The sequence below is a fragment of the Litorihabitans aurantiacus genome (assembly GCF_030161595.1).
Taxonomy (GTDB): Bacteria; Actinomycetota; Actinomycetes; order Actinomycetales; family Beutenbergiaceae; genus Litorihabitans; species Litorihabitans aurantiacus.
Genome location: NZ_BSUM01000001.1, coordinates 1825577 through 1840718, shown reverse-complemented (window position 1 = coordinate 1840718; position 15142 = coordinate 1825577). Strand labels below are relative to the sequence as shown.

The window sequence follows — 15142 nt, the reverse complement described above, 5'->3', positions numbered from 1 at the left end:
CTCCGCGGCCGTCGGGTGTCCCCAGGAGGCCCGGGTGCGGGGTCGCCTCGGTCGTCCCCCGGCCGGGCGAGGTCGTCCCGGCAGGCTGCGACGCTCGGGTTCGGAGGTGGTCGACGTGGCCGAGAAGGACGACCTGGGTAGGCGGGGCGAGGACCTCGCCGCACGGTGGGCGGTGGAGCAGGGCTGGCAGGTGCTGGAACGGAACTGGCGCGGTGAGGGCGGGGAGCTCGATCTCGTCGCCCGCGACGGCGGTGATCTCGTGATGGTCGAGGTGAAGACGCGGTCGACCACCACATTCGGCGATCCGATCACCGCCGTGACCCCGGCCAAGGTCGCCCGCATGCGTCGGCTGACCGGTCAGTGGCTGACCGCGCACGCGGTGGCGCCTCGGGTGGTGCGGCTCGACGTCGTCGGCATCCTGTGGCCGCGCGGTGCCGCACCCACTCTCACCCACGTCCCGGGGGTGGGGTGGTGAGCATCGGGCGCAGCCGCGCGGTCAGCCTGCTGGGGATGGACGGCCACGTGGTCGAGGTCGAGGCGCACCTCGCCCTCGGCCTTCCGGCATTCACCGTCGTCGGCCGGCCCGACGCCGCGATCAGCGAGGCGCGCGAGCGCATCCGGGCCGCCGTCCAGTCGTGCGGGCTGACGTTCCCGCCGCGCCGCATCACCGTGAACCTGCTGCCGGCCGATCTCCCGAAGGCCGGCAGCTTCGACGTCGCCATGGCGATGGCCCTGCTGCGGGCGGCGGGTGTCGCACCCGACGCGCCGGAGCGCGCGGTGCACCTGGGTGAGCTCGGCCTCGACGGGCGGATCCACCCGGTCCGGGGCGTGCTGCCCGCCGTGCACGCGGCCGTCCGTGCGGGGTTCACCCGCGTCGTCGTCCCCACGGGCAACCTGGCGGAGGCGTCGCTGGTCCCCGAGGCGGAGGTCACCGGTGCGGCCCACCTCGCCGAGCTCGTGGCGCGCTACGGCGGTGACGTCGAGGTACCCGTGCCCGTCGCGGAGCCGGTCGCGGTCGCGGAGGCCCGGGATCTGGCCCACAACGACCTGTCCGACGTGCTCGGCCAGGCGGACGCGCGATTCGCGCTGGAGGTCGCCGCAGCCGGTTCGCACCACCTCTTCCTCGTCGGTCCACCCGGGACCGGCAAGACGATGCTCGCCTCGCGGCTGCCCGGCCTGCTCCCGGACCTCAGCGAGGCCGAGGCCGTCCAGGTCACGTCGCTGCACTCCGTGGCGGGTGTCTTCGACCCCAGCGGCGGGCTGCTCACCAGGCCACCGCTCGAGGCCCCGCACCACACGGCGAGCGCCGCCGCCGTGGTGGGCGGCGGCAGCGGGATCCCCCGCCCGGGGGCGGCCTCGCGCGCGCACCTCGGCGTCCTCATGCTCGACGAGGCGCCCGAGTTCGCGACCCGCGTGCTGGAGACGCTGCGCCAACCGCTCGAGTCCGGTCATCTCGTCATCGACCGGGCTGCGGGATCGGCCCGCTACCCGGCGCGGTTCCAGCTGGTCCTCGCCGCCAACCCGTGTCCGTGCGGTCTCAGCTCCGGCAACGGTTCCGCGTGCACGTGCACCTCGATCCAGCGTCGCCGCTACCTCTCCCGCCTCTCGGGTCCGCTGCTGGACCGCGTCGACCTCCAGGTCGACGTCCTGCCGAGCAACGCGGCGGTGCTCGCGGGGGACTCGGGGGAGTCGACCGCCGTCGTCGCCGCTCGGGTGCACGCCGCCCGAGCGCGGATGCGGCGGCGCTGGGCGGGTACGCCGTGGCGCACCAACGCCGAGGTGCCCGGTTCGTGGCTGCGCCGCCACCACCGTCTCGATCGCGAGGCTGCTGCGGGGCTGACGCGCGCCGTCGACCGCGGGACGCTGAGCCTGCGCGGTGCCGACCGGGTGGTGCGCGTGGCGTGGACACTCGCGGACCTCGCGGGGCGGGACCGGCCGGGGACGGACGAGGTCGCGGCCGCCATGACGCTGCGGATCCGGGGGAGCCATGGGTGAGGGGTGCCGAGCCGGCGACGAGGACCGTCTCGCGCGGGTGGCGTGGGGCCGGCTGGCCGAACCGTGCGACCTGCAGGCGGGTGCGCTGACGCAGGGGCTCGGCCACGGCGACGCCCTGCGGTGGTTGCGGGAGGGTGCGGGGCCGCCGCCCGTGGACGCGCCGTGGGGACAGGACGTCTGGGCACGGGCGCGAGCCCGGTGGCGCCCCCGGTTGGCCGGGCTCGACCCGGAGCGGGAGATCGCCGGGATTGCCCGGGTGGGCGGGAGCGTCGTCGTGCCGGGGGACGAGACGTGGCCGGTGGCCCTGGACGACCTGGAGGCGGCCGCGCCGCACTGCCTGTGGGTGCGCGGCGACCCGGCGCTGCTGGTGGCGGGGGACGCGCGGCGGGACGCGAGCGGGCTCACGGGTGCCGTCGCGATCGTGGGAGCCCGGGCCAGCACCGGCTACGGCGAGCACGTCACCGGCGAGCTGGCGGCCAGCCTCGCGGACTCGGGTCTCGCCGTCGTGTCCGGCGGGGCGTTCGGGATCGATGCCGTCGCGCACCGGACCGCGCTCGCCGTCGGCGGCCCCACGGTGGCGGTGATGGCGGGCGGCCTCGACCGGTTCTACCCGGCGGGGAACGCCGACCTCCTGGCGCGGGTCGCCCGGGAGGGGGCGGTGGTCGCCGAGCTGGGACCGGGCAGCTCGCCGAGCCGGTCGCGCTTCCTCACGCGCAACCGTCTCATCGCCGCGCTGGCACAGGTGTGCGTCGTGGTCGAGGCGGGGTGGCGCTCGGGGACGCTGTCGACGGCGATGCACGCCGCACGGCTGCTGCGGCCAGTGGCCGCGGTGCCCGGACCGGTGACGTCGGCCGCCTCGGCCGGGTGCCACCGACTCATCCGGGAGGGCGTGGCGGTGTGCGTCAGCGATGCCGCGCAGGTGCGCGAGCTCCTTCCCGGTGGCGGGGAGACTCTTGCGGCCGAGCCCGACGACGCCGCCGTGCGACGCGCCGGCGACGTCCCGGCGGGTGTCTCGACCCTGGACGCGCGGGTGTGGGAGGCGCTGCCGGCTCGAGGCGGGGCGAGCATCGACTCGCTCGTCCGGGTGGCGGGGGCGGCCCCCGGCGCGGTGCGAGCCGCCCTGGGATCGCTGGAGCTGGCCGGACACGTGCGGCGCGAGGGCGACCGGTACCGGCGCACGGCACGCTGACCACCGATCGCGCCGACGGCGCACAGCTGGGTGCGGGGGAGCGGGGGCGGGTGTGAGCGAGACAGCGAGAGAGTCGGGGAGCGGGAGAGGAGCCGGCGGCGCCATCACGGTCGGCGTACTAGGTGGCATCGCCCAGGGAGAGCGTGGATCGCCCTGGGTTTCGTGGAGTCGCCTGAGTTTGGGAACGAGGATGGGCTCATGCTGTAGGAGCACAGTGCGGGGAAGGCGACCACGAGGCGCTACTCCGATCAGGAGAAGGCGGCAGCGGTTCGCATGGTCCGGTCGCTGCGGGTGGAGCTGGGGACCGAGCACGGCCCGGTTCACCGGGTCGCCACGCAGCCGGGCTACGGGGGAGCCGGTCCGGGGCTGGGTCAGGCAGGCCGACATAGACGACGGCGTCACCCCGGGCGTGAGCTGCAGCGGCCTGCCGGCAGGGCTGAAGGTCGGGCGCGACCAAGTCGCCCGTCACTTCACTGCCACGGCGGCGAAACAACTGTGGGTGACAGATCTGACCTGTGTCCCGACCTGGGCCGGGGTGGCCAACGTCTGCTTCATCATCGATGCCTACTCCCGCGTGATCGTGGGCTGGCGGGCAGCCTCGACGCTGCGGACCGAGACCGTCCTGGACGCGAGCGAGATGGCCCGCTGGTCCCGCGGCACGAACTTGGTGGGGCTGCGATGCCACAGCGATGCCGAGTCGCAATTCACCTCGCTGCGCTACGGCGAGCGACGTCCCACCGGCCGAGTACGAGCAGGCCCTTCTATGCTGACCGAACCGACCACCACCAGGCGGTCGGAGTCCTATAGCGCGACCCTCTACAAGACCCAGGGCGATTCACTTCGTTCGGAGGGCTGCCACCAGGTGCCGTTGCCGTCGTGGCTCGTGGCCTGCTTGGGGTCTCCAAGTGAGCCGGTGCTGCCGTCGCTGGGGCCATGGGTCTCGCTCGAGGCATCTCAGTCCTCGTAGAGGGCGCAATCCACCAGCTCGCTCTGGGGCTTGCTTCGCAAGTCGAGATGCGGCCAAGTGGTGTAGGCGCGCGCTGTACGGTCTATAGCGAAGACCTCTCCCGGAGTCTGCAAGTCGTCCACAAGCCACATTCCGACTTCAAGATCCCCTGAACCCGCCGATAATGCCACGGCCACAGTGTAGGGCAGTGGCTCACCCCTAATCTCTGCGGCACACGCATTCCGGATCGCGAGGTCGTCCCTAGCGGATGCTTTCATGATGACTGCGGCTGCTTCCGGGTCGTTCTCCACGTACACGGGGTTCAGCCAAACCGTGCACCCTGATGCAGGGGCTAGCAACGCCAAGCTCAAGGCGATGAGGCGGAACCCGTTCCTGGTCATGACGAAATCTGTTCCCTTGGGTCAGGATCGTCGCCAGGACAGGGGTTCGCTTCGGCCCGTTGCGCAATCAAAGAGCGCATCACGAGTTCCCGGCGTCGCAGTCCTCCGGGAAGGACGGGTAGTGCTCACCGCTTCCTCGGTAATCGAGGACGGAGTAGCGTCCACTTGCGAAGGTGATGATATGGCCGCGCTCGTAAGCCTGTTGCCAGTACGGCGCTCCACTCTCGCAGGTCGCCCACGTGATCAACTCGCGCGCCGCTATCGGGTACCCGATACCGCTCCCGCCGCCATAGGAGCGGTGAACCTGCGATAGGGCTCCGACGACCGGCCAGCAGCCGTAGGTGTCGTTGCGGGCGTTCCGTGCGCCGCAATACAGGACACCCCGCTCGAACACCTGGTAGAGGTATGGGCCGCCCTGACTCGTCGCACGGCCCGAAGGATAACCCAGAATGCCGCTCCCGCCACCATTGGATCGATGCGTATCGTTAAGGGAAGTCCGCTCGACAGCGGCGCCGTGCCCACTATCCCGTCCGTAGAAGTAGGTGAGGTCAGTACTGCCCGGAACGGCATGGGCGCCCCTTGGGCTCACGTAGATCACGCCGTTCTCAAACCGCTGGTACCAGTATCCGCTGGCCTCACGAACTTCGCGGGCGACGGGGTACCCCAAGGCGAGCCCGGCGCCCCCTCCTGCCGCCCGATGCGTGGCATCGAAGGGTGAAGCGCCACCCTTGACGGCGATGCCTTCGGTACCCCGGGTGTAGATCACCCCGCGCTCGAAAATCTGGTAGAACCCCTTGTGCAGGTAGTTGTCCTGTCGAAGGGTACTAGTCGGATACCCGAGGGAGCCACGCCCGCCGCCGAGCCGGGCGTGTTCGGCGGCTATACCGTAGTCGTTACCCACTGTAAATTCACCCCGCGGCGAAGAATATTCAACGCCCGCGTCCGCGATGCGGTATCCGTAGCTGTTCGACTCGCAGTGAAACCCCGGAGCGCAACGATTCGCAGCTACCGCCGGTGCTGTCAGGAGGATGGAGACAGCCAAACCCGCAAGTGCAAGCGTCGCGAAGAGTCGCCTGCGCAGCACGGGAAGGCCTTGGGTTGGCGGCACGTCGACTCCCTGTAGAGCTATCGATTGGACGGTCCCCGAAAGTTACCGCACCAGGGCGGTGGCCGCCCGTTGCTCCTGGTCGTCGTCCGGGCCTAACGCGAACTGGGCCCCGCCGCGACCATGCGGCGGGGCCCAGTTCGATTCAAGCGCGACCGTCGGGCGACGTACGAGCCGCCGCGAGAGAGATACCCGGCATACGGGCCGAGTCCGAGCGACTGCCGCGCCGCGCTGGGATCGCCGGAGCTGGCCGGTCGCGTGCAGCGCGAGGGCGATCGGTACCGCCGCACGGCACGCTGACCACGGATCGTGCCGCAGGCGCACAGCTGCGTGCGGGGGGAACGGGAGAGCGCGGGCACGGGCGTTGCAAAGCGAGGCAGCGGGGGAGTCGGGGAGCGAGAGCGCCGGGCGGCTACCAGCCTGCGGCGGCCGCTCACGGACCGGCGGCTCGGCGTCCGGCGGCGTGGGGCCGGGTGTTGCGGTGCTTGCCACCGCGGCCGGTCGCGGTCACGGTGGTGGCATGGTCGAACGCACGGTGTCCGGGTCGACGGTGCCGGACGGAGTGCGACCCGGCGACGCCGCCGTCGTGGAGGAGTTCGCCGCGCACCTGTCGCTGCAGCGGGGACTGTCGGAGCACACCGTGCGCGCCTACAGCGGGGACCTGCTCAACCTCCTCGGATCCGCACCGGGGACCGCCGCGGGCGCCGACCTGACCAGGCTCGACCTGGCAGTCCTGCGCCGGTGGCTCGCGGGTCTCGCCGCGCGCGGACTCAGCCGCTCGACGCTCGCCCGCCGCGGCGCCGCCGCCCGCACGTTCACCCGTTGGGCCACGCGGCGCGGCCTGATGCCGAGCGACCCCGGGCTGCGGCTGCGCAGCCCGCGTGCCGACCGCACGCTCCCCACGGTGCTCACGCCGACGCAGGCCGCCGCCGCGCTGGGGGTGGTCCCCCCACCGATGCCGACACGGCGGCCGACGCCGATCCGACCGTGCGAGCGATCGTGCTGCGCGACCATGCCGTGCTCGAGCTCCTCTACGGCTCCGCGCTCCGCGTGTCCGAGCTGACGTCGCTGGAGATCTCCTCGCTCGACCACGGCGAACGGCTCGTCCGCGTGCTCGGCAAGGGCGGCAAGGAGCGCGTGGTCCCCTACGGCGCACCGGCCGCCGACGCGCTCGGGGCGTGGCTGGCCGCGCGCGAGGTGCTCGCCACGCCGGAGTCGGGGCGCGCGCTCTTCCTCGGTCGGCGCGGCAGGCGTCTCGATCCGCGGGCCGTGCGCGCCGTCGTCCACGCCGCGACCGGGGCCGCCGACGGCCCCGAGATCGCGCCGCACGGACTGCGGCACAGCGCAGCCACCCACCTCCTCGAGGGCGGGAGCGACCTGCGCTCGATCCAGGAGCTCCTGGGTCACGCCTCCCTGGCCACCACCCAGCGCTACACCCACGTCAGCCCCGAGCGGCTCGTCGCCGCCTTCGTGCAGGCGCACCCGCGCGCGTGAGCGCGCGCGTGGGTCGGGATTACCCCCGACCTCGGCCACCACCTCGACCTTGAAACCGGCGTCGTCGGTCAGCCACGCGGCGTAGTGCTCGGGTCCGCCCGCCCACGGGTAGCGCTCGGCGTACAGCGGCCGCCAGCCGTGGGCCGGTGCCTCGGCCACGATCGCGTCGACCTCGGAGCGACCGCCACCGACGAACGCCAGGTGGTTCACCCCCGGACGACGACGGTCGTGGCCGCCGCCGGCGAGGTTGGGCGACTGCGTCAGCGTCAGGTAGGGGAGCGCGTGACCGGAGGGCGCCCACGTCTGCCCGCCCTGCCAGCGCTGCGTGCACGCGAGTCCGAGCCGTGTCAGCAGCCAGTCCCACCGGGCAGCGACGGCGGTGAGGTCCTCGACCCAGATCTCGACGTGATGGAGTCCCGGCACGCCCCCATCGAACCAGGTCGATCACCGGTGTCCCCGCCACAGGCCGCTGCCCCCGCCGTCACAGCGGTCGCCGCTACTCCCACAACCGGATGACGACCTCGGCCTCGACCAGCGCCACCGGGTCGACGTAGGAGTCCGGTCCGGTGCGCGCCCCCAGTGCAGCGCGGTCCCGGGCGCGCCCGCGACGTCGGGGTGCCCGGCCGCCAGCGTCCCGATCACGTCGCCCCGCGCGACGGCGGCGCCGCGGGTCACGACGGCCTCGACCGGTTCGTAGGTGGTGCGGATCCCGTCGGCGTGGTCCACCGAGACCACCGGCTTCCCGGCGACCGACCCCGCGAACGCGACCACGCCGTCGGCCGCGGCGCGGACCGGAGCGCCCGGGACGCCGGCGAGGTCCGCACCGCGGTGGCCCGCGAGCCACGGTTGCGGCGGTTCGTCGAACGGCCGCACCACGGAGGGTGGGTCCAGGGGCCAGTCGTAGACCACCGCCGCGCCGGCCGGGCCGGTCGGCGACGGCCGGGTGGAGGCGGAGGCAGGCGCCCCCGTCGTCGCACCGTCCCGGTCCGCGGCCACGGCATCGGCCACGGCATCGGCCACGGGATCGGCGCGGCCGCCCGACGGCCCCGAGTCCTCCGCTCCGCCGCCGGAGGACGCGAGCAGCGCCGTCGTGGCCAGCGCGCCGAGCGCACCGAGGGTCGCGACGGTCCGGAGCACCTGGGGCATGCCTGCCATCGTGGCCGCCCGGGTCGACCGGCCGGGGCCGCACCTCGGGAACCGTGCACCGGGGGCCCACGCGTCGCGGTGGGGGACAGCCCGCGACCCCGCGCCGACCGGACCGCCGTGCGGCCGGGACGACGGCGCCGGTCGGGTAGTATCGCCGGTGCAGTCGGCACGTGCCGACTGACATCGCGTGCCCGCACATCGGTGCGACAGCCGCGGGGAGGGCCGGTCCGCCGGCCACCCACCCACGGACCCCGTCGCCCGAGGCACTCCTCGACGGTCCACCCCCGGGTGGCCGGGGAGCGTCGCGAGCACCAGGCCGCCGCCACACCGTGGACGGCGGGAGAACCGGTTCAGCGGCCGCACCCTCGGGGCGGCCGCGAGTTGCGCGGGCCCAGACCCGCGCCGGAAGGACGTGCCATGGCCGTCGTCACCATGCGCCAGCTCCTCGAGAGCGGCGTCCACTTCGGGCACCAGACCCGTCGCTGGAACCCCAAGATGAAGCGCTTCATCTTCACCGAGCGCAACGGCATCTACATCATCGACCTGCAGCAGTCGCTGGTCGACATCGACCGCGCCTACAACTTCGTCAAGGAGACGGTGGCCCACGGTGGCTCCATCCTCTTCGTCGGCACGAAGAAGCAGGCTCAGGAGGCCGTCGCCGAGCAGGCCGCGCGCGTGGGCATGCCCTACGTCAACCAGCGCTGGCTCGGCGGCATGCTGACCAACTTCCAGACCGTCAGCAAGCGCCTCGCGCGCCTGGCGGAGCTCGAGGGCATCGACTTCGACGACGTGGCCGCCTCCGGCCGCACGAAGAAGGAGCTGCTGATGATGCACCGCGAGAAGGTCAAGCTGGAGCGCACCCTCGGTGGTATCCGCACGATGGGCAAGGTCCCCTCCGCGGTGTGGGTCGTCGACACCAAGAAGGAGCACCTCGCGATCGCCGAGGCGCGCAAGCTCAACATCCCGATCGTCGCGATCCTCGACACCAACTGCGACCCGGACGAGGTCGACTTCCCGATCCCGGGCAACGACGACGCGATCCGCGCCGTCGGTCTGCTCACCCGCGTGATCGCGGACGCCGTCGCCGACGGCACGATCCAGCGTCACTCCGGCGGCTCCGCCGGCGCGGCCGGCACCTCCGAGCCCCTGGCCGAGTGGGAGCAGGAGCTGCTCGCGGCCGGTGAGGGCGAGAGCGCCGCCGTCGCCGACGCCGCCGCCGACGTGGCGCAGGAGGCCAAGGCCGACCCCGAGGTCGCCGACGACGTCACCGTGGCCGCCGAGGTCGTGGCGGAGGTCGTGGCCGAGGCCGAGTCGGCCGACGAGGCCCCCGCGGCCGAGTCCGCCGAGCAGGCCTGAGCCTCCCCGACACCCCGCACAGACGAGAGAGAGTCACACACCATGGCGAACTACACCGCTGCTGACATCAAGGCGCTGCGCGAGCGCTCCGGCGCCGGCATGCTGGACGTCAAGAAGGCGCTCGACGAGGCCGGCGGCGACGTCGACAAGGCGATGGAGATCATCCGCGTCAAGGGCCTCAAGGGCGTTGCCAAGCGTGAGGGCCGCAGCGCGTCGGAGGGTCTCGTGACCGCCGCCGTCGTCGACGCCCCCGACGCCGACGGCCAGATCGGCGTGCTCGTCGAGATCAACGCCGAGACGGACTTCGTCGCGAAGAACGCGGTCTTCACCGAGCTGGCCGAGAAGGTCCTCGGGGCTGCCGTGGCCTCCGGCGCGGCCGACGCCGACGCCCTCGCGGCCGCCTTCATCGGCGAGCGCTCCGTCCAGGACGTCGTCGACGAGACGGCGGCGACGCTCGGCGAGAAGATCGTCGTGCGTCGCGTCGCCCGCGTCACGGGCGAGAACGTGGCCGTCTACCTCCACCGCACCGCCAAGGACCTGCCCCCGCAGGTCGGCGTGCTGGTGGCCGGTGACGCCGCGGCGTCGCAGGTCGCGACCGACGTCGCCATGCACGTCGCCGCGTACTCCCCGACGTATCTGACGCGCGAGGAGGTCCCCGCGGACCTCGTCGCCGACGAGCGTCGCATCGCCGAGGAGACCTCGCGCAACGAGGGCAAGCCCGAGGCCGCGATCACCAAGATCGTCGAGGGTCGTCTCAACGGCTTCTTCAAGGACCAGGTCCTGCTCGAGCAGGCCTACGCGCGCGACCCGAAGAAGTCGGTCGGCACGGTCGTGACCGAGGCCGGTGGCACGCTCACCGGCTTCGTCCGCTACCGCGTCGGCGCCTGATCCACCGCTGGCCCGGACGGCCGGGAGACCCCCGGCCGTCCGGGCCAGACGCGCACCTGCCCGATGCCCGACCCGGTGCGCACCGCCCCACCCACCCCGCCAGGAAGGCACGCCCGATGAGCACCACGCCGGAGACCGCCCCCACCCGTCGCGTCCTGCTGAAGCTCTCGGGCGAGGTGTTCGGCGGCGGCACCATCGGGCTGGACCCCGACGTCGTGGCCGCCGTCGCCGGTGAGATCGCGGTCGCGGTCGCCGACGGCGTGCAGGTCGCCATCGTGGTCGGCGGCGGCAACTTCTTCCGCGGCGCCGAGCTCTCCCAGCGGGGCATCGACCGCTCGCGCGCCGACTACATGGGCATGCTCGGCACCGTGATGAACTGCCTCGCGCTCCAGGACTTCCTGGAGAAGGCCGGCGTGAGCACCCGCGTCCAGACCGCCATCGCGATGGGCCAGGTCGCCGAGCCGTACATCCCGCTGCGCGCCATCCGCCACCTCGAGAAGGGCCGTGCGGTCGTGTTCGGCGCGGGCGCCGGGATGCCGTTCTTCTCCACCGACACCGTCGCGATCCAGCGCGCCCTCGAGACGCACTGCGACGAGGTCCTCGTGGGCAAGAACGGGGTCGACGGCGTCTACACCGCCGACCCGCGCACCAACCCCGATGCGCGCCGCCTCGAGCTGCTGACGTTCGACGACGCCATCCAGCAGGACCTCAAGGTGGTCGACGCGACCGCCTTCAGCCTCAGCCGCGACAACGCCCTGCCCATGCGCGTGTTCGGCATGGGCGAGCCCGGCAACGTCACCCGGGCCCTCCGAGGTGAGAGGATCGGGACGCTGGTCACCGCCTGACCGACGCCCGAGAAGAAGCACCCCCGGTCATCCCGGGACCGCACGCACGACGAAGGAGCTGCAGTGATCGACGACGTTCTGCTCGAGGCCGAGGACAAGATGGACAAGGCCGTGGAGGTGGCGCGCGACGAGCTCGGCGCGATCCGCACCGGCCGCGCCAACGCAAGCCTGTTCACCAAGATCCTCGTGGACTACTACGGCGCCCCCACCCCGCTGCAGCAGCTGGCCGGGGTGACGATCCCCGAGGCCCGCGTCGTGCTGATCTCCCCGTACGACCGCGCCGCCACGAACGACATCATCAAGGCCCTGCGCGAGTCCGACCTCGGGGTCAACCCGACCGACGACGGCAACGTCATCCGCATCTCGCTCCCGCAGCTCACGCAGGAGCGCCGCCGCGACTACGTCAAGCTCGCCAAGACCAAGGGTGAGGACGCCCGCGTCTCGGTCCGTGCCATCCGCCGCAAGGCCAAGGACGAGCTGGACCGGCTCGTGAAGGACGGCGAGGTCGGCGAGGACGAGGGCGCCCGCGCCGAGAAGGAGCTCGAGGGCGTCACGAAGTCGCACGTCGAGGCGGTCGACGAGCTGCTCGCCAACAAGGAGCGCGAGCTCCTCGAGGTCTGATCCCGCATGGCGACCCCAGGTGACGACGGCGCCCCGAGCGACCCGCCCCTGACGCGCCGCGAGCTGCGCGCCCGTCGCGAGGCGGCCGAGCGGGCCGCGGCGGAGCGCGACGGCGGCGCCGGCGTCCCGCAGGACGCGTCCGACGGCGCAGGTCCCTCGGGTACGACGGCGCCGGGAACTTCGACGCCTCGGCCGGCGGCTCCCGCGTCGGCGGCGCCCCCGGTGACACCGGTGATCGAGGCGGCCCCCGCGATCCCGCCGGCCCCCGCCTCGCTGGTCGCGGAGCTCGAGCGGCCGCGCGCGGACGAGGCTCCCGCGAACGAGCAGCGCGAGTCCGGCGCGTCCGGTGCTGGGGCGGCCCCGTCCGAGGTCGACCTCACCGCGCCGCTCGCGCCCGAGCCCACCCCGGCCGACGTGCTGACGGCGGACGTCGGCCGCACGAGCCGGGCGGGCCGCAACGTCCCCGTGGCGGCGGGCGTCGGCGTCGCGCTCGTGCTCGCGCTGGTCGCGAGCCTGTTCTGGCGCAAGGAGGCGTTCGGCATCCTCGCGTTCGCCGCGGTCCTGGGCGCGCTCGTCGAGCTGCGCGCGGCCCTCGCCCGGCAGCAGATCATCCTGCCCGTGCTCCCGATCGCCGTCGGCGCCGTGGGCATGTTCGTCTCGGCCTACCTCGCGGGCACCGAGGCGCTGCTGGTCGCGTTCGTGCTGACGGCCGGCGGCGTCGTGGTCTGGTGCGCGCTCGACGGCGGCGGCCTGCGGGTGCTGCGCAACGCCACCGCCGCCATCTTCGTGGCCGCCTACGTCCCGTTCCTCGCCTCGTTCCTGGCGCTGGCCCTGGCGGCGGACGACGGCGAGTGGCGCGTCCTCGCCGTCGTGGTCCTGGTGGTGGCGGGCGACACCGGGGGCTGGGCCGCCGGCGTCCTCATCGGCCGGCACCCCCTCGCGCCGACGATCAGCCCGAAGAAGTCGTGGGAGGGCCTGGGTGGGTCCGTCGTCCTCGCCGTCGCCATCGGGACGGTGGGACTCCCGCTCGTGCTCGACGTCACGTGGTGGCAGGGTGCCCTGGTCGGGCTGCTCGCCGTGATCGCGGGTCTCGTGGGGGACCTGGGGGAGTCGCTCATCAAGCGGGACCTGGGGATGAAGGACATGGGCGACTCGATCCCGGGCCACGGGGGCATCCTCGACAGGGTCGACGCGCTGCTGGTGGCGGCTCCCGTCGTCGTCACCGCGCTCGCCGTGGCGGCACCGATCGCATGAGGGGCGCGGCAGGCCGCTCGCAGGGCACAATGGGGGCACCATGACCACCAGCACCTCCACGTCCTCCGCACCCGCCGCGACCGTCTCCCCGGGCGCCGACGCCACCACGGGGACGGCCGCGCCGTCGCCGGCTGGGCGGCCGCGTCTGCAGATGGCGGCCCCGCGGCGCGGAAGCCCCCGCAGCACCTGGCCGACCTCACGGTGGCCGAGCGCAAAAAGGCGGTCGCGGGTCTGGGCATCCCGGGGTTCCGCGCCGACCAGCTCTCGCGGCACTACTTCGGGCACCTGACGCGGGACGCGGCGGCCATGTCCGACCTGCCCGCGGCGGCGCGCGAGGAGATGGTCGCGGCGCTGCTGCCCGAGCTCATCACGCCCGTGCACGAGCTGAAGGCCGACGGCGGCGACACCGTCAAGACCCTGTGGTCCATGCACGACGGAGCCAAGGTCGAGTCGGTGCTGATGCGCTACCGCGACCGCACCACCCTGTGCGTCTCGAGCCAGGCCGGGTGCGGCATGGCCTGCCCGTTCTGCGCCACCGGTCAGCTCGGCCTGACACGCAACCTGTCCGTCGCCGAGATCGTCGAGCAGGTCCGGCTCGCCGCCCTCGCGAGCCGCGACGGCGCGCTCGGTCACGGGTCCACGCGCCTGAGCAACGTCGTCTTCATGGGGATGGGCGAGCCGCTCGCGAACTACAAGGCCGTCGTGGGCGCGGTGCGCCGCATGGTCGACCCCGCACCCGCCGGTCTCGGGCTCTCGGCCCGCAACGTCACGGTCTCCACCGTCGGCCTCGTCCCCGCGATGCGCAAGCTCGCCGACGAGAAGCTCCCCGTCACCCTCGCGCTGTCGCTGCACGCGCCCGACGACGAGCTGCGCGACGAGCTCATCCCGATCAACTCGCGCTGGAAGGTCGGCGAGGCGCTGGACGCGGCCCGCCACTACTTCGACGTCACCGGTCGCCGGGTCAGCATCGAGTACGCGCTCATCCGCGACATGAACGACCACGGCTGGCGGGCGACGCTCCTGGCGGACGAGCTCGTCAAGCGCGGGCGCGGCTGGGTCCACGTCAACCCCATCCCGCTGAACCCGACGCCGGGTTCGAAGTGGACGGCGAGCGACCCCGCGGTCGAGCGGGAGTTCGTCGACCGCCTGCGGCACGCGGGCATCCCCACCACGGTCCGCGACACGCGCGGCAGCGACATCGACGGCGCGTGCGGCCAGCTGGCCGCGGGTGCCGAGGACCAGCCCGGACGCGTGCCCGCGGGGGCGAGCGCCGGCGGCGGCCAGCAGGAGGCGGAGTGACCGAGCTGTTCCCCCGGGTGTCGATGACGGCGCGCGGCTACGACATCGGGCAGGTCGACGCGTTCTTCGAGCGCGCGCGCCGGGACTACGAGGGCAGCGTCGCGCCCGACGGCGAGACCGCGCCCGACGACGCCGTCGCCCGTGAGGGCGCCGAGCAGCTCGAGCCGCTCGAGGCCGCCACGGTGCGGACCGCCGCCTTCGACCTCGTGCGGCACGGCTACTCGCCCGTCGCCGTCGACGCCGCGCTCGACCGCCTCGAGGCCGCGTTCGTCGCGGCCGACCGCGCCGACTTCATCGCCGAGAACGGCCAGGGTGCGTGGATGACCGGTGTTGTCGAGCGCGCAACCACGCTGTACGAGCGCCTGACCCGCCCACCGGGGGAGCGGTTCGCCCCGCCGCAGCGCGGTCGCGGGTACGACGCCGCTCAGGTCGACGTGCTCCTCGACGCACTCGTGGCCTACTTCGACGAGGGCACCCCCATCCAGGCCGCCCAGGTCCGCTCCACCACGTTCGCCTCGGCGCCCCGCGCCCGCGCCTACGCCGAGGGTCCCGTCGACGCGTACCTCGGCAGGGTCGTCGACGTCCTCCTCGCCGTCGAGTAGC

Annotated in this window: 15 protein-coding genes and 2 pseudogenes; 13 read left to right on the top strand and 4 right to left on the bottom strand. The window is 73.3% G+C overall.

Going from position 1 to position 15142, the window contains the following annotated elements; translation table 11 throughout:
* Positions 1–115 precede the first annotated feature (115 nt).
* The 4 genes and pseudogenes from QQK22_RS08680 to QQK22_RS08665 form a co-directional block, all read left to right on the top strand.
* On the top strand, positions 116–475 hold the full coding sequence (locus QQK22_RS08680) for a YraN family protein (RefSeq protein WP_284250564.1): 360 nt from the start codon (positions 116–118) through the stop codon (positions 473–475).
* Positions 472–1995: a YifB family Mg chelatase-like AAA ATPase gene (locus QQK22_RS08675; RefSeq protein WP_284250563.1), complete on the top strand. Its 1524-nt coding sequence runs from the start codon at positions 472–474 to the stop codon at positions 1993–1995. The genes QQK22_RS08680 and QQK22_RS08675 overlap by 4 nt, the downstream gene beginning before the upstream one ends.
* Complete coding sequence (dprA, locus tag QQK22_RS08670) at positions 1988–3184, top strand: DNA-processing protein DprA (protein WP_284250562.1); 1197 nt, start codon at positions 1988–1990, stop codon at positions 3182–3184. Before QQK22_RS08675 ends, dprA begins: the two co-directional genes overlap by 8 nt.
* A gap of 219 nt (positions 3185–3403) precedes the next feature.
* Positions 3404–4034: pseudogene (locus QQK22_RS08665) on the top strand (DDE-type integrase/transposase/recombinase); the annotation flags it as partial.
* A 104-nt stretch (positions 4035–4138) separates the two neighbouring features.
* On the opposite strand, the gene QQK22_RS08660 reads toward QQK22_RS08665, so the two are convergent.
* Both QQK22_RS08660 and QQK22_RS08655 read right to left on the bottom strand, forming a co-directional pair.
* Entirely contained in the window at positions 4139–4531 is a 393-nt protein-coding gene (locus QQK22_RS08660) for a hypothetical protein (RefSeq protein WP_284250561.1), read from the bottom strand.
* Positions 4532–4610: 79 nt separating this feature from the next.
* Positions 4611–5615 (bottom strand): LGFP repeat-containing protein, encoded by a 1005-nt coding sequence (locus tag QQK22_RS08655; RefSeq protein WP_284250560.1) that lies wholly within the window; start codon positions 5613–5615, stop codon positions 4611–4613.
* 541 nt (positions 5616–6156) lie between these two features.
* Here QQK22_RS08655 and QQK22_RS18740 point away from each other — a divergent pair.
* Positions 6157–6699 (top strand): site-specific integrase, encoded by a 543-nt coding sequence (locus QQK22_RS18740; RefSeq protein ID WP_348525550.1) that lies wholly within the window; start codon positions 6157–6159, stop codon positions 6697–6699.
* Entirely contained in the window at positions 6654–7130 is a 477-nt protein-coding gene (locus QQK22_RS18735; protein ID WP_348525549.1) for a tyrosine-type recombinase/integrase, read from the top strand. The genes QQK22_RS18740 and QQK22_RS18735 overlap by 46 nt, the downstream gene beginning before the upstream one ends.
* Positions 7131–7247: 117 nt before the next feature.
* On the opposite strand, the pseudogene QQK22_RS08645 reads toward QQK22_RS18735, so the two are convergent.
* A pseudogene (locus QQK22_RS08645) lies at positions 7248–7553 on the bottom strand (VOC family protein); the annotation flags it as partial.
* 21 nt (positions 7554–7574) lie between these two features.
* Positions 7575–8276 carry a murein hydrolase activator EnvC family protein gene (locus tag QQK22_RS08640; protein WP_284250559.1) on the bottom strand — a complete coding sequence of 234 codons (702 nt, stop codon included), beginning with the start codon at positions 8274–8276 and terminating at the stop codon, positions 7575–7577.
* A gap of 417 nt (positions 8277–8693) precedes the next feature.
* Between QQK22_RS08640 and rpsB the strand changes: the two genes are divergently transcribed.
* The 7 genes from rpsB to QQK22_RS08605 all read left to right on the top strand — a co-directional run bounded on the left by rpsB (position 8694) and on the right by QQK22_RS08605 (position 15141).
* Entirely contained in the window at positions 8694–9632 is a 939-nt protein-coding gene (rpsB, locus tag QQK22_RS08635; protein WP_284250558.1) for a 30S ribosomal protein S2, read from the top strand.
* A gap of 42 nt (positions 9633–9674) precedes the next feature.
* A complete protein-coding gene (tsf, locus tag QQK22_RS08630; protein WP_284250557.1) occupies positions 9675–10520 on the top strand; it encodes a translation elongation factor Ts in 846 nt (281 codons plus the stop codon).
* 116 nt (positions 10521–10636) lie between these two features.
* On the top strand, positions 10637–11365 hold the full coding sequence (pyrH, locus tag QQK22_RS08625; RefSeq protein ID WP_284250556.1) for a UMP kinase: 729 nt from the start codon (positions 10637–10639) through the stop codon (positions 11363–11365).
* Positions 11366–11428: 63 nt separating this feature from the next.
* Positions 11429–11986 carry a ribosome recycling factor gene (gene frr, locus QQK22_RS08620; RefSeq protein WP_284250555.1) on the top strand — a complete coding sequence of 186 codons (558 nt, stop codon included), beginning with the start codon at positions 11429–11431 and terminating at the stop codon, positions 11984–11986.
* A 6-nt stretch (positions 11987–11992) separates the two neighbouring features.
* Complete coding sequence (locus QQK22_RS08615) at positions 11993–13240, top strand: phosphatidate cytidylyltransferase (RefSeq protein WP_348525548.1); 1248 nt, start codon at positions 11993–11995, stop codon at positions 13238–13240.
* Positions 13241–13441: 201 nt separating this feature from the next.
* Positions 13442–14539, top strand: coding sequence for a dual-specificity RNA methyltransferase RlmN (gene rlmN, locus QQK22_RS08610; protein WP_348525547.1), 1098 nt, complete (start codon positions 13442–13444; stop codon positions 14537–14539).
* Positions 14536–15141: a DivIVA domain-containing protein gene (locus QQK22_RS08605; protein ID WP_284250554.1), complete on the top strand. Its 606-nt coding sequence runs from the start codon at positions 14536–14538 to the stop codon at positions 15139–15141. Before rlmN ends, QQK22_RS08605 begins: the two co-directional genes overlap by 4 nt.
* The last annotated feature ends 1 nt before the right edge of the window (position 15142 follow it).

Excerpts from the sequence above, each read along its gene's own strand:
- dprA (WP_284250562.1), top strand. The coding sequence starts at position 1,988 with ATGGGTGAGGGGTGCCGAGCCGGCGACGAGGACCGTCTCGCGCGGGTG.
- QQK22_RS08660 (WP_284250561.1), bottom strand. The coding sequence starts at position 4,531 with ATGACCAGGAACGGGTTCCGCCTCATCGCCTTGAGCTTGGCGTTGCTA.
- QQK22_RS18740 (WP_348525550.1), top strand. The coding sequence starts at position 6,157 with ATGGTCGAACGCACGGTGTCCGGGTCGACGGTGCCGGACGGAGTGCGA.
- QQK22_RS08640 (WP_284250559.1), bottom strand. The coding sequence starts at position 8,276 with ATGCCCCAGGTGCTCCGGACCGTCGCGACCCTCGGTGCGCTCGGCGCG.
- rpsB (WP_284250558.1), top strand. The coding sequence starts at position 8,694 with ATGGCCGTCGTCACCATGCGCCAGCTCCTCGAGAGCGGCGTCCACTTC.
- tsf (WP_284250557.1), top strand. The coding sequence starts at position 9,675 with ATGGCGAACTACACCGCTGCTGACATCAAGGCGCTGCGCGAGCGCTCC.
- pyrH (WP_284250556.1), top strand. The coding sequence starts at position 10,637 with ATGAGCACCACGCCGGAGACCGCCCCCACCCGTCGCGTCCTGCTGAAG.
- QQK22_RS08615 (WP_348525548.1), top strand. The coding sequence starts at position 11,993 with ATGGCGACCCCAGGTGACGACGGCGCCCCGAGCGACCCGCCCCTGACG.